This is a genomic window from Pseudomonas sp. FJ2-5-13 (assembly GCF_029201605.1).
Lineage (GTDB): Bacteria > Pseudomonadota > Gammaproteobacteria > Pseudomonadales > Pseudomonadaceae > Aquipseudomonas > Aquipseudomonas lactis.
In genome coordinates this window covers 2952469-2965671 of the sequence record NZ_CP104045.1, presented here as the reverse complement: position 1 = coordinate 2965671, position 13203 = coordinate 2952469, and the positions used below count along the sequence as shown (strand labels likewise).

The window sequence follows — 13203 nt, the reverse complement described above, 5'->3', positions numbered from 1 at the left end:
AGAGCAACGGACGCTCAGCTTAAGGGAACCGCGCAGATCCGCAAACTTAGGCTTCACTAACAAGCAACAGCTGCCGATACAGCTAGCAGCGACACTCAAACGGTTGGGTTCCCAACCGGCAGGCCTGGCACGGGGTACCACTATGACGATCAAATTACGCTTGGTGCTGTTGATTGCGACCGGGTTGCTCACCGCTTTGATCATGAGCCTGGCTGGCTACCTGGGCAATACGCGGATGGCCGATGCGGTACAGGACAACGACGTCAGCATGACGGTACTGCGCAACCACATGGAAGCCGACATGATGCACGACGCCCTGCGTGCGGATGTGCTGTCTGCCATGTTGGTCGGGCTGGGCAAAAGCACCAGTACGCCGGCCGAGGTCAACAGCTCGATCAAGGAGCATGCCGAACATTTCCGCGAGGTGCTGGCGGAAAACCTCAAGCTGCCACTGGACGCCTCGATCAAGGCCGGCCTGGAAAAAATCAAACCCAACCTGGACACCTACATCAGCGCCGGCGAGCGCATCGTCGCCCTGGCCCTGGAGAACCCCGAAGCCGCACGAGGGGAACTGCAGACCTTCAATGCCGCGTTCAGCCAGTTGGAAGAACAAATGGCGGCGTTGAGCGAACTCATCGAAAACAATACCCAACTCACCAGCACCGGTACCCGGCAAACCATCAGTAACGCCAACTGGACCTTGATTATCGTATTGGGCGCGAGCCTGCTGTTGCTGCTGGCACAAGGACGTTGGGTGACCCTGAGCATCATGGGGCCGTTGCGCACCGCCAGCCATATTGCCCAGAGCATTGCCCATGGCAACCTGAGCGAGCCGATTGTCGAACCCAAGAACCAGGACGAAGCCAGTGCACTGATTCGCAGCCTGGCGACGATGCAGCGGGATTTGCGCGGCATGATCGAAGTGGTTCGCAGCAACGCCCATGGCGTCAATGGCATGAGCGAGCGCCTCAGCCAGGGTTGCCATGAAGTGGCAGGCAGCAGCCAGCAACAAAGTGTGGCTGCCAGCACCATGGCCGCCGCGGCGAGCGAAATGACCGCCAGCATCGAAGAAATCACCCGTCACGCCCAACGTGCCCTGGACATGGCCAGTCAGGCTGAAACCCTGGCCAAGGACGGTGGCCGCGTCATTCACCAGGTGGTCAGCGACATGGACGGCATCGCCCGTTCTGCCCAACAGTCAGCCCAAGTGATCCGCACACTGGACAAGGAGTCTGAAGCGATCTACAGCATCATCCAGGTGATCAAGGGGATTGCCGACCAGACCAACCTGCTGGCCCTGAACGCCGCCATCGAAGCCGCCCGCGCCGGTGAGCAAGGGCGCGGCTTCGCGGTCGTGGCCGACGAAGTGCGCAGCCTGGCCGGACGCACCAGCGCCTCCACCCAGGAAATCGCCAGCATGGTCGGGAGCATCCAGCAGAACACCCGAGCAGCGGTGATCAGCATGGAGGAGGGCGTTGCTCAAGTGGACAAGGGCATGGCAGTGACTGCCGAAGTGGAACGCGCCATTCGCGAGATCCTCCAGGCTACGCTGAGTACCACTGAATTGGTCAATGATATTTCCCGCACTATTAGCGAGCAGAGCCTGGCCAGTAATGAGATTGCTCATCAGGTGGAGAGGATTGCGGGGATGTCGGAAAGTAACAGTCGGGTAATCGCGGGGACGGCGTCGACCACCGATGAGCTATCCAGCCTGGCAGGGCAGCTGTCGCAGTCGGTTGATCGGTTTAAGATGTAGGAGCCTAAGAACCTGGCCCGGGTTTCAGTAGAGGCGATAAGCAGTCCGCATATAACTCAACTAAATAGTCGTTTAGTTTAGTTATAATAAAAACACATAACGAGGAAGGGTAGAGAAAATTACCGGCTGGTTCGTCCAACCACTAAAAGAGCCTGAAAAGCAGCTTCAGCAGCTGTCTCAGCCGTTTTGATTTGGTTGAGAACCGTCATTAAGTGAAGGTCAATCACGTCTTGCCGCTCTTTATCTGCCAGGTCACCGAATAAGCCGACGAACTGTTTTAAGCGATTTACTTCAGAAAATGCGTTTGCCAGGCTGCTGTTGACAGCCTCACTGAAGAAATCAGCTTTGTCTAGAAACTGGGATGGAAGCTCAATCGTAATTGCTGATGCCTTTTCGACTAGCTGCTTTCGCGCATTTTTGTCCTGCAGCAAACTGCTGATCAGGGGATCACTGCCAGTTGGAAAAAGATCGCTTTTGAATTTAGAAATCTGGACATGTGCAGCTCCAACAGGTGTCGTCATGATCTGAGCTAGAAGCCTAGCACTGGCTTTGCGTTCGATCCTCCGTTGATGCTTGTCGTAAAGCCAAACGAATAATGCGATGAGTGCGGCTGCGGCAGTAGCCACGGCGCTGATTGCGTTCCAATCAATTTTCCAGTCTGTACAAAGCCACATTCCGTTTCTCCGGCGCCGAGTGGAAGCAACAGCGTTGCTAAAGGCCGGCATTCAATCATGCGGACAAAGCATCGCCAAGCGAAGTCTGTACGAGCTGGAGACGGTGATCGTAGGTTGAGCCTGGCTTGAAATCTGACCGCCAGAGCACCCCAGCCCCGCATAGGACGGTACGCATAATGTATATTATGTTAAATCATGTGCTATGTCAGATACGTTCATAAGCCACGTAAGTCACTGATTCGACGAATTCGTTTTTACGCCTACTCTCTCAACGGGCCATGCCCATGTGCCGTTTCTCTTCAAGTCAACGACTACCGCTGCTCGCGCAAGCTGATGACGTGGCACCTTTGCCCATGCTTGCCCCCTGTATGTACGTCCACCTCAGACTCAGGCACCGCGCTTTCAATACTGCGGCGGCGCATCTACGAGCGATCCAGGCTTTCTATAGCTACGCAAAAAGCCGATACCTGGATAAGGGCTGTGCGCTCAGACAAGGTGATGCTTGGTGTCGAGTGAGGACTGCGCAGCTGAAACCCTCATCTTTGATCGTGACGGCGCCGTTGCTGATATGCACATATCTTCAAGATTATGTCATCGTAATGGCTCTTCATAATTAACATAACTGTCGTTGTGTTTAATTTTGAGGGCTGCTAGCATCGAAATTGCCACGTGGCATTTTCGAGGAGAAAGCTCTCATGCAACTCTCTGTGCGAAAGGCGTTCCTGGAAGACGGGGCCGTCCTGATCAAAGGTTTTCTGAACAAAGATCAATTGGCTGAGTGCCGGGTAGCCTATGACTGGGCAGTCGAGAATCACGGCCCTCATGCAATCCGAATGTTCGACGGGACTGAGCAACAGTCCCATGTTGACAATGCCAACCCCGTCGCCAAAGCCCGTCTTGAAGAACTCGTAACCTCCCTGCCCTTTGGCCAGCTGTTTGCGCAGCTCTGGGGCTCGGAAAACGTGTGGTACTTCGCCGAAGAGGTGTTTCTCAAAGCAGGTGGGCGCGGATCTCGCACGCTTTGGCATCAGGACACGTCTTATCTGCCATGGGCCGGAAGCCACTGGGCCAATGCCTGGATCAGTTTTGAATCAGTGCCGAAGAAAAACGCTTTGGAAATCGTTCGAGGTTCGCACAAAGGACCACGCTACGACGGCACTACGTTTCGCGATCCAAACGATCCGACTCAGCCGCTGCATGGCGGCGACGCATTGCCACGCCTGCCGGATATCGAGGCGCTGCGCCAAAACGATCCCGCATCATTCGACATCATTTCGTGGGCTACCGAGCCCGGCGATATCGTCTTGCTGCATCCGGGTTCACTGCATGGTGGCGCTCCGGTGGACGAAGCTTTCCCGGATCGTCACACCTTCGTTTTCCGTTTCTTTGGCGACGACGCCACCTTCCATCCTTTACCAGAAAACAGCGCGAGCGGTTACCCGCAGCAAGGCGTGCTGTTTACTGAAGAGCTGTCGACCCTGAAAGCGGGAGACGGCTTCCGCCACCCAACGTTCCGCCAATTAATATAAAAGGAGCATTGCCATGAACACTCAAGACCTGCAGCGTCAGTCCTTCAACCCTGGTCACACCCAGGCAATCTACGACAACTTCCACTTTTCCCAGGCAACACGCGTCGGCAACATGATCTGGGTGTCCGGCCAAGTCGGTATCGACGAGGCCATGGTTCCCGCCGAAGGCATCCAGGCGCAATCCCATCTGGCGTTTCAGTCTTTGCGGACCATCCTCGAAGCTGCGGGTGCAAGCCTGGCCGATGTAGTCGAGTTGATGACGTTTCATACCGATCTGCAGGCCGAAGTGCACGCTTTTGGACAGGTAAAGGACGAATACTTCCCTGAACGTTATCCAGCCTGGACCGCTGTCGGCATTTCACAACTGGCAATGCCGGGCTTGCGCGTGGAAGTTCGGGCCGTCGCGGTGATTGGCAGCAGTCGAATCTGAACGATTGCATGATCGCGACGTGCCAAGCCAAAATGGCGTTCGCAGCCGCTGCCGGCTCAACGCCTTCAACCAACGGAATCACTTTCTCTCATGCATGATGCTCAAGCGCCTTCCACGGATAGTCAGCACTCCAAAGACAGTGATTCAGCGCCCGCCCCACGTCGCGGCCGCCCGGTAGGTAATCGTCTGGAAAAACGCGGTGAACTGTTGACTGCAGCGATTGAAGTCATTGCCCAGGAGGGTTATGCCGGGACGTCTCTGCGCAAAGTCGCCAGTCATGCCGGCTGCACCACTGGCGCCGTGACCTATTACTTTGCCAATAAAGAAGAAATGATCACGGCGGCGGCGCAGAGTCTGTTTGACGAGTTCGATCACTTGCTGGATGCCGATCAGGAAAAGGTCGATGTCAGGGCAATGATCGAACAGTGGTTGAACCTGACTCAAGCCAACGATTCGGCGCGTTGGCTGGCCTTGTTTCAGATGCTCGCCCACGCAAGGCACGAACCGGTGTTTGCCGACGTAATCCAGAAACGTTACTCGCGCTTTCGCGAGAATCTCGCAAGCATTCTGGGCAAAGGACAAACCCAGGGCATCATCCGTAAAGACATTGCTGCCGATCTGCTCGCCGATCAGCTCAGCGCGCTGAGTGACGGCTGGATGATGATGTTGCCAATCGAGCCAGAGCGATTTGAAGCCAAACGCAGCAAGACCTTGATGGATGCGGTCATCACGCTGATCAGCCCCGCTCGCTAAACCATACCCTCAGGCATCAATAAGATTCGCTTCATTTGCGCAGCGAATCCTGCTTGATGGCGCCCGCCTTTCGCTCAACCCCTCGGTTAATCGTCATTGCGCCGATTTCACTTTGCTGAATTCCTGTTCCGTCATATATTTGCATAACATCTGTGATTATAAATAAAAGACGGAGGTGAAGATGGATGCGGATCTCGATGAACTGTCGACGCAATCACGACAGCGACGATTGTTATTGCAAGCGCTTGGAGGCGCGGCCCTCGCCGGAGGGCTCGGTGTCACCGGGCGTGCGATGGCGCAAACCCAACCTTTAGACACCTCGATACTGGATGTGGTGATCATTGGCGCAGGCCTGTCCGGGCTTACGTCTGCCAGAGACCTCCAGGCCGCTGGCTGCGAGTCGTTTGTCGTGCTTGAAGCCCGCGATCGCGTCGGAGGTCGAACACTTAACCATGACCTAGGTAATGGCGTGATCTGCGAGGCCGGTGGTCAATGGATCGGCCCCGGTCAAACGTCAATCGCCGATCTGGCCAGACAGCTTGATGTCGCAACCTTCCCTACGTACTACAAGGGCAAGGCGGTCTATCTGATAGACGAGGTAAGAGTCCAAGAGGACGTTAGCGATGGTCCAAATTCCAATACTGACATCGTCGCAAAACTGAACAAACTCGCCGAAGGCGTCCCCAGCAAAGCGCCGTGGAAAGCCAAGGATGCGGGTGAGCTGGACAAACTCTCGATTGGCCAATGGCTGGCCGGGCAAGGCATAAGCAATGTCGACAAGATCGGCTTCAACATGTCCGTGAGCCTCACCTTCGGTACCACGCCGGCCGGCATGGGGCTCCTGCATTACCTGGCGATGATCAACTCCTCTGACTGCCGTCTCGAAAAGCTCGAAGGTGTCCAAGGCGGTGCACAGGAATCACGTTTGGTAGGCGGCTCGCAAATCCTCAGCTTGAAGATGGCACAAGCTCTCGGAGAAAAAGTCCGATTGGCGTGCCCAGTGCGCAAGATTGTCGGTTGGGACCGTGATGTCGTCGAGTTGCATACCGATCAGGGCATCATGCGCACGCGGCAGGTGATTGCCGCGCTGAGCCCGGCGCTGTGCAATCAGATCGTCTTCGATCCACCCCTGCCCTCCGGGCGTGCCGAGCTGCATCGGCATTGGCCGGCCCATGCACCGATGCGCAAGACCGTGCACGTCTATGAGCGCCCGTTCTGGCGCGACCAAGGCCTCAACGGCCAGATCGTGCAAGTGGAAGGTCCGCTGATCTGGGCCTTTGACAATTCGCCGGAGGACGGCAGCCTGGGTGTGCTCAGCGGGTTCGTCAGAACTGGCCAATTACCCCATGACCCCAAAACCGCGCAGGACACCCTGTCGGCGATTTACGCCAGCGCCATGGGCGAACAAGCCCTGCACCCGATTCAGTTTCATGATCTGGACTGGGGCAAGATCGACCCGTGGAGTTTGAGTTGTATTTCCCCCATGCCCCCCGGTTTCTGGACGCAATGGGGCGAGTATCTGACGCCGGCGGTCGGGCGCATGATCTGGTCGGGTACCGAGACTGCGCAGATCTGGGCCGGGGCAATGGACGGTGCAGTCCGCGCCGGACATCGCGCGGCAATGGAAGCGCTGCAGGCGTTGCTTCAACCACGGAGGAACGCCTGATGAAGCGGATTATGATGGTTGGAACCATCGTCGTGAGCGCAGCGTTGGCCGGATCAATTGCGATGTATGGACCGGAACTGTTGGCGGGCTATCGTTTCATGCAGGCCATGGATCAGCACGACGCGGCATACCAGGCCAATGGCGGTGCGTGGCCACAGTTACAGGACACCTGCGCGCTTTGCCATGGCGCAAACGGTCAACCGCGCGACGCTCAATACGCAGCGCTTGCAGGGCAGCCCGCGGCGTACATCGAAAACCAGTTGCGCGCGTTTTCCGAAGGGCGTCGCCACAATGCCCAGATGCAGCCGCTGGCGGCCAATCTGACCGAAGAGCAGATCAAGCGCCTGGCCAGTTATTTTGCCGAACAGCAACCAGGCGTGACTGAAGTCCCGGCGAAGGATGATGCCCTGGACCAGCGCGGTCAGCGTGTGGTCGCCGCCAATGGGTGTGCAGCCTGCCACGGCGAAAAACTCACTGGCGGTCCCCTTGCTCCGCGTATCGCCGCACAAGGGCAGCTTTATCTGAGCGATCAACTGAGCGCTTTCAAGCGTGGCCAACGCACCGACCCGACGCAGGCCATGAATGCCATGGCGAGCACCCTGTCCGATGAAGACATCAAGGCCGTCGCGCATTATCTGGCCAAGCTGAACCGTTGATCCTGCACGGGCAAGGATGCCCCCCCGCCCTCCTCTGCATCACGCAAAAAAGCCGCCAGATCGGCGGCTTCGAACACTTCAACTACCCCCTAGCGCGTTTGCAGAACTGCCATTGCGCCCTTCGCGCGCTCCAGCGCGCAATACGCGTAATACAGGTGCACCAGCAGATAAGCCCAGGTGGTCAGTGCAAGCACGTAGAAGTTCAGCAGCACATTGCTGTCGTCGCCGGGGATCTTGTAAAAATCGTAGATGTAGGCAATGGTCAGTGAGGCGAGCATGCCAAACATCACACCGATCGCGTGCAGTGACTCGCCGACATTTGCAAGGCGTACCGCGAAATACACCAGGTAGACCGAAAACATCCCCCACATCAGCACGTAGAAATACGGCAGAAGCGTGACCACAACCTTGGTCGAGATCAACGCGAGTGTGCCCAGCAGAGCGCCGGCAAACATCATGAGTTCTTTGCCTACGGAAGGCTTGTAGGCATGCGTCACCGCCATCAGCCCGAGCACGGTAATCAGCGGAATTCCGAAGGCTCTGGAGAACGCGTCGCAAAAGTATGAAATCAGGTACGCATGCTCCGATCCCGTCAGGCAAAAGACCAGGAAGTTTGTCGCGGAAAAGGCAACCACAAACCACTCCAGAGCCAGTAACAGGTTTCTCTTCTTCAGAAACCTGATGCCAAAGGTCAGACCGTTGGCAAGCAGCAAGAAACAGGCAAGGCACAGCACAATATTTCTTGGTTCCATAACGATAGCCTCGGTACAGCTGACAGATAATTTGATGGATTAGCGGGGTTGAGGAACGATTGCGGCCAGATAAGCCGCAATCGCTTGGCGCTCCTGCGCTGACAGCGCCGCGGCCATGGCTTGCATGGCACCACTGGGCTCAATGCGCTCGCCGCTGGCAAAAGCGTTAAGCTGGGCCAAAAGGTAGTCCTGCCCTTGTGCAGCCAGGCGTGGGTAGGCTTCGTGGCCCATCAGTTGTGCACCATGGCAGGCGGTGCAGCCTCGGGTTTGCACCAGTTGTTTGCCTCGATCCTTCAGATCCTCGTCAGGGCTGACAGGCCCATGGGTACCGACCGATTGCCGGGCGTAGAACTTCGCCAGCAGATCAATTTCATCCGGGCGGAGGGTCATCGCCAACGGCCCCATGTTGGGCGCAAACCGTTGTCCGCTCGCAAAATTGCGCAACTGGGCAGACAGATACGCGGCGGGTTGCCCTGCCAGGCTCGGATACGTCGAGTTCAGCGAGTTACCATGGCTGCCATGGCAACCGGTGCAGGCATCGGTCAGATGGGGCCAGTTTCCGCGTTCGGCCTGGTAGGTCTCAGTGGAGGTGGTGATGTAACTCTGCAGCCGATACAGATCGAGCAGGTCGCGGCCAAAAATCGCCAACAGCACCGCAATGACCACGATGACGCCAAGCGCTATGATTTTTTTCATTGCCGCCTCCTACACCTTACGTAACGCGTTGAGCACCTGTAAGGCGCTGTGGCGTCCGGCGCGCACGGCGCCGTCCATGTAACCTGCCCAGATGTCAGCGGTTTCGGTGCCCGACCAGAACAGATTGCCGCAGGGCGGACGCAGTGCCTCGCCATGTGTCGACCAGAAACCGGGGGGAATCGGCGACACGCACGTAATGGTCCATGGGTCGGCATGCGCCCAGTCATGATCGTGATAGGAAACCGGCTCGAGCGCTGCGTCCCCCAGGGCACGTGCATAGATTTCGGTCTGCATATGCTTCGCGGCCTCGAGGTCGGTGGGGGCTGCGGCATTCAAAATGAACGCATTGATCACACCGATTTCGCCGTTTGGCGGCGAGTTGTCGTATGCCCAGATGACCGGCCCACCGACCTGAATGATATGGCCGTTCAAGCCTTTGTCGCGCCAGAAAGGCCGCGGGTAGACCATTGCGGTCTTGCGCGCCGGCGAGTGCGCCGGCCAGGCTCGCTGCAGAGCGGCGCGGGCTTCGGGCAGCGCTGGATCGAACTGCAGGCGTTGGCACAGTGCGGGATGAATCGCCATGATCACGCGCCGGGCGCGGATCTCGCCCTGATCCGTTTGCAGTCTGACGATGTCGCCGTTCCAGTCAGCAATTTTGCGCACCGGGCACGACAAGCGAACCTTGTCACCCAGCAACTGCGCCATTTTGCTGCTGAGAACCTGTGAACCGCCGACGATCCGCGTCCCTTGCGCGCTGTCCTTGATTGAATCGAGCCGCATGTATTCGCTGCCGGCCGAATTGATCATCGATAGAAAATGCAAGAAGCCCATCTTCGCCGGCGTGACACCGCAGGTCAGGAGAAAGCTGGCATTCCACCCTGCACGGTCTTCCGGTTTGATGTTTTGCTGGGCCAGCCAGTCGCCTGCCGAGAGCTTGTCCAGTTCGGCCACTCGGTGGGATTTCCATGGCGCGCCGCACGGCACATCACGCGACAGCTCGCTGAGTTTTGCCGAGACGCTTTCGTCGGTACCGAAGGTGCCTTTCAAATCGACGGCGACACGTCCATCGCCACCGAGGATCACGGTTTCCCCCTCATAGAAACTGGGAAAGGTGCCGACCTCAAGCTCACGGGCCAGATCCGCCACCGCGGTTTGTCCAGGGCCGATCCACTGGCCTCCGGCCTCGGAGATGTAGCCGGAACCCAAGTCATGATTGAGGGTGCGGCCACCGACACGATCACGCGCTTCAAGCACCAGTAGCGACTCGCAACCCGCCAGATGCAGATCACGAGCGGCGGTCAAACCAGCCAGGCCGGCACCGATGATCACCACATCAAACACATCGTCCGGGTTGTCTTTGAGCAGCGCATCGGCGGCATTGGCCAGGCCAATGTTCAAACCGATCGATCCCACGGCGGCAGTGGCACCGGCCAGTTTGAGTAGTTGCCTGCGCTTCAAATCAGGAGGGGCGTCAGTGCTCATGTTCATTGCCTCACATCACGTTATTGTTGAATTGAACGCCCGTGGCCGAGCGTGGGTGCGGCAGTAAAAATGGGGTGACGAAAACGCAAACATACGTTTGCCTTTCTGCAGGCGAACGCCTACCGGCCCCAGGACTTCAAGGTCAGCGTCATCATGCAAACTCAGCGTGTTGGTTCTATAAGCCTCAGCCGTCAGGCATGAGGGCGCGCAACTTTGCGGTTGGTGTATTCGTCCAGCAGATGTGCTCCTCCCAGCGCCACATTCACGGCGCACCACTGCAGCGGTTCGGGCAGGGTTTTCGGGGTTTTATGCCGCAACGCGGCGAGCAGCGGATGCTCGATACCGCCGATTCTTTCCGCCAGCAGGTGACCGATCAGCGACTGCGATGCGACGCCGTGTCCGGAGCAACCGGCGGTGTAAAGAATGTTGTGGTGCGACCCGGTTTCGCCCACCACCGGCAACGCGTCGTAGGCCATGCTGACGTAACCACTCCAGCACGCTTGAATGCCAACACCGCGTAACGTCGGGAAGCGCACGCCAAGGTTGTCTTGCAACGCGCGGTAGGTCACCTCATCGGGAATGTTCGGGGTTTTCGAGCCGTAGGCATAACCCAGCCGTTTAGTGGTCATCAGCAGCGTATTGCGTGCGGTGAGGCGATGGCTTTCCATCACCAGGTGCGGCGTGGTCAACCCTTCCCGCCCTGCCCAGCCCAGCGATGCCAACTGCTGTGGTGTCAATGGCTCGGTTTCGACCGCCGACACTCGAAATGGAACGACTTTGTCGCGCAGAAGACCGAGTTGCGGCGTATAGGCATTGGTGGCCAGCACCACTATCGGCGCGCTCGCCTGCCCGCGTGGCGTCCGGCAGGTGATCGTCGACCCGTCGGAGTACGACTCAAGCTTGGTGTTTTCATACAGCCTCACTCCCGCCTGAAGTGCAGCGCGGCGCAGGCCCATCACATATTTGCCAGGGTCCAGCGTACCGCCGTGGCGTTGCAGGCAGCCAAACAGAAAGGCCGGTGGAATCCCCCGCGCGCGCATTTGTGCCTGATCCAGAAACTCGGTTTGCGAACCCAATTCGTGGCCCACGGCCATGCTTTTGCGCAGCCTTTTCTCCTGCGACGGATGGATGCCCGCCCTGATGATGCCCGATGCGTTGTAGTCGCAGTCGATCTCCAATTCGCGTAAGCGACCTTCGACGTAGGCGACAGCTTCGTCATAGAACCTGACGACTTTTTGCGCTTTTTCGTTGCCAACACGTTTCAAGAACAACTCGAACTCAATGCCGACGCTGCCGCCCAGATAGCCGGCATTCCGCCCGCTGGCGCCGAAACCGGCAAACGCCTGCTCCAGCACCACAACCTTGGCCCCCAACGCCGTCAGTTCCAGGGCGGTGGACAGCCCGGCGAAACCGCCACCGATCACGATGACGTCCGCGCTGACATCGCCCTCAAGCTCGGGTTGCAGATCAGCCGGAGTTTCGACCCAGCCACCCAGCCGACGGAAATGCCCTCCGGCGAAGTGGCTTTCCAGCTCTCGTGATTGGTAGGTCATGGACATGTGATGTGCTCCTATCGACTCAGGATGTGAATAGCGACGGCTGCTTCCTCTACACCTTGCAGACCGCCACCGTTTTCCTGGATGGCATGCCGCGCACCGGGTACCTGGCGTGCACCGGCCTCCCCGCGCAACTGGGTGGTCAGCTCGTACAACTGACCGATCCCTGTCGCACCCAGCGGATGGCCCTTGGATTCCAGGCCGCCAGAGGGATTGATCGGCAGGCGACCACCCAGGGTGAAATCGCCGCGTTCGGCACACACCCCACCCTCCCCCAGCGGCGCAAGCCCGAGGTTTTCCGCTTGGATGATTTCGCCCATGGCCGAGGCGTCGTGCACTTCGGCCACGTGCATGTCCTGCGGGCCAAGGCCGGCGATTTCGTAGGCTTCACGCGCTGCCAACAGGCTGACGTGCTTGTGCGGCTCGTCGAGCCCACGCAGGGTGAAGCTGCGGATCACGCTGGCGGCGATCCGCACACAACGTTTCGGGTCGGCACCAATGCGTTTCAATCCCGCCTCGGTACAGAGAATCGCGGCGGCCGCGCCGTCGGATAACGGCGCACACATCGGCAGCGTGATCGGATAAGTGATCGGCGGCGCGGCGAGCACTTCTTCAATGGTGAAGGTCTTGCGAAATTGCGAATACGGGTTGTGCACCGAGTGTTGATGGTTCTTGGCGCACACTGCTGCAATCTGTCGCTGGGTGGTGCCGTAGGTCTGCATGTGCCAGCGACACATGGCGGCATAGATGGCCATGAACTTGCTGTACGGACGATCGGATTCCGAGCCTGGCGGCACCACGATGCCCTCGCCCATTTTCACCAGCGTCGCGTAGTTTTCCTCGGCGGTGGAAACATCCCAGCCGGTTTCGAACAGGGCCAGCGCCCGCGCCTTGTCCGGCACGTTCATTTTTTCCGCGCCCAACGCCAGGGCTACGTCGGTAGCCCCCGAGCGCAAGCTCTGCACTGCCAGATGAACCGCGGTACTGCCCGAGGCGCAGGCGTTTTCGACGTTGTACACCGGCACCCCTTCGAGGCCGATCTTGCTGCACAGCACCTGCCCGGGAATCGACAGTTGCCCTTGCAGATGACCGTTGGTGATCCCGGCGTAGAACACCGCACCGATATCGGCGCGCAAGGCGCCGGAGTCGGCGAGTGCGCCTTGCAAGGCCTCCAGCGCCAGATCCTGAAGGCTTCGGTCCAAGTGGCGACCGAACTCGGTCATGGCAATGCCGGCGATGTAAATAGGTTCCAT

At 58.4% G+C, this 13203-nt stretch carries 12 protein-coding genes; 6 read left to right on the top strand and 6 right to left on the bottom strand.

The window, feature by feature from the left end; all coding sequences use genetic code 11:
- The first annotated feature begins 142 nt into the window (after nt 1–142).
- Nucleotides 143–1756, top strand: a complete 1614-nt coding sequence (locus tag N2A98_RS12885; protein ID WP_275623560.1) for a methyl-accepting chemotaxis protein — start codon at nt 143–145, stop codon at nt 1754–1756.
- A 119-nt stretch (nt 1757–1875) separates the two neighbouring features.
- On the opposite strand, the gene N2A98_RS12880 is transcribed toward N2A98_RS12885, so the two are convergent.
- Nucleotides 1876–2430, bottom strand: coding sequence for a hypothetical protein (locus N2A98_RS12880; RefSeq protein ID WP_275623559.1), 555 nt, complete (start codon nt 2428–2430; stop codon nt 1876–1878).
- 695 nt (nt 2431–3125) lie between these two features.
- On the opposite strand from N2A98_RS12880, the gene N2A98_RS12875 reads away from it, so the two are divergent.
- From N2A98_RS12875 to N2A98_RS12855, 5 genes are all read left to right on the top strand, one after another.
- On the top strand, nt 3126–3959 hold the full coding sequence (locus N2A98_RS12875) for a phytanoyl-CoA dioxygenase family protein (RefSeq protein ID WP_275623558.1): 834 nt from the start codon (nt 3126–3128) through the stop codon (nt 3957–3959).
- A 13-nt stretch (nt 3960–3972) separates the two neighbouring features.
- Nucleotides 3973–4389: a RidA family protein gene (locus N2A98_RS12870; RefSeq protein WP_044273831.1), complete on the top strand. Its 417-nt coding sequence runs from the start codon at nt 3973–3975 to the stop codon at nt 4387–4389.
- 90 nt (nt 4390–4479) lie between these two features.
- Nucleotides 4480–5142, top strand: a complete 663-nt coding sequence (locus N2A98_RS12865; protein WP_044273829.1) for a TetR/AcrR family transcriptional regulator — start codon at nt 4480–4482, stop codon at nt 5140–5142.
- Between the two features lie 181 nt (nt 5143–5323).
- On the top strand, nt 5324–6808 hold the full coding sequence (locus tag N2A98_RS12860) for an FAD-dependent oxidoreductase (protein WP_275623557.1): 1485 nt from the start codon (nt 5324–5326) through the stop codon (nt 6806–6808).
- A complete protein-coding gene (locus N2A98_RS12855; protein WP_275623556.1) occupies nt 6808–7464 on the top strand; it encodes a c-type cytochrome in 657 nt (218 codons plus the stop codon). The genes N2A98_RS12860 and N2A98_RS12855 overlap by 1 nt, the downstream gene beginning before the upstream one ends.
- A gap of 89 nt (nt 7465–7553) precedes the next feature.
- Here the strand turns inward: N2A98_RS12855 and N2A98_RS12850 are convergent, their stop codons facing one another.
- From N2A98_RS12850 to N2A98_RS12830, 5 genes are all read right to left on the bottom strand, one after another.
- Complete coding sequence (locus N2A98_RS12850) at nt 7554–8216, bottom strand: hypothetical protein (RefSeq protein ID WP_044273826.1); 663 nt, start codon at nt 8214–8216, stop codon at nt 7554–7556.
- Between the two features lie 39 nt (nt 8217–8255).
- The gene (locus N2A98_RS12845; RefSeq protein WP_047710867.1) at nt 8256–8912 is read right to left on the bottom strand and encodes a c-type cytochrome; all 657 of its coding nucleotides are present in this window, start codon (nt 8910–8912) and stop codon (nt 8256–8258) included.
- Nucleotides 8913–8921: 9 nt separating this feature from the next.
- The gene (locus N2A98_RS12840; protein ID WP_044273823.1) at nt 8922–10400 is read right to left on the bottom strand and encodes an FAD-dependent oxidoreductase; all 1479 of its coding nucleotides are present in this window, start codon (nt 10398–10400) and stop codon (nt 8922–8924) included.
- 185 nt (nt 10401–10585) lie between these two features.
- On the bottom strand, nt 10586–11953 hold the full coding sequence (locus tag N2A98_RS12835) for an FAD-dependent oxidoreductase (protein ID WP_044273822.1): 1368 nt from the start codon (nt 11951–11953) through the stop codon (nt 10586–10588).
- Nucleotides 11954–11964: 11 nt separating this feature from the next.
- Nucleotides 11965–13203 (bottom strand): thiolase family protein, encoded by a 1239-nt coding sequence (locus tag N2A98_RS12830; protein ID WP_047710865.1) that lies wholly within the window; start codon nt 13201–13203, stop codon nt 11965–11967.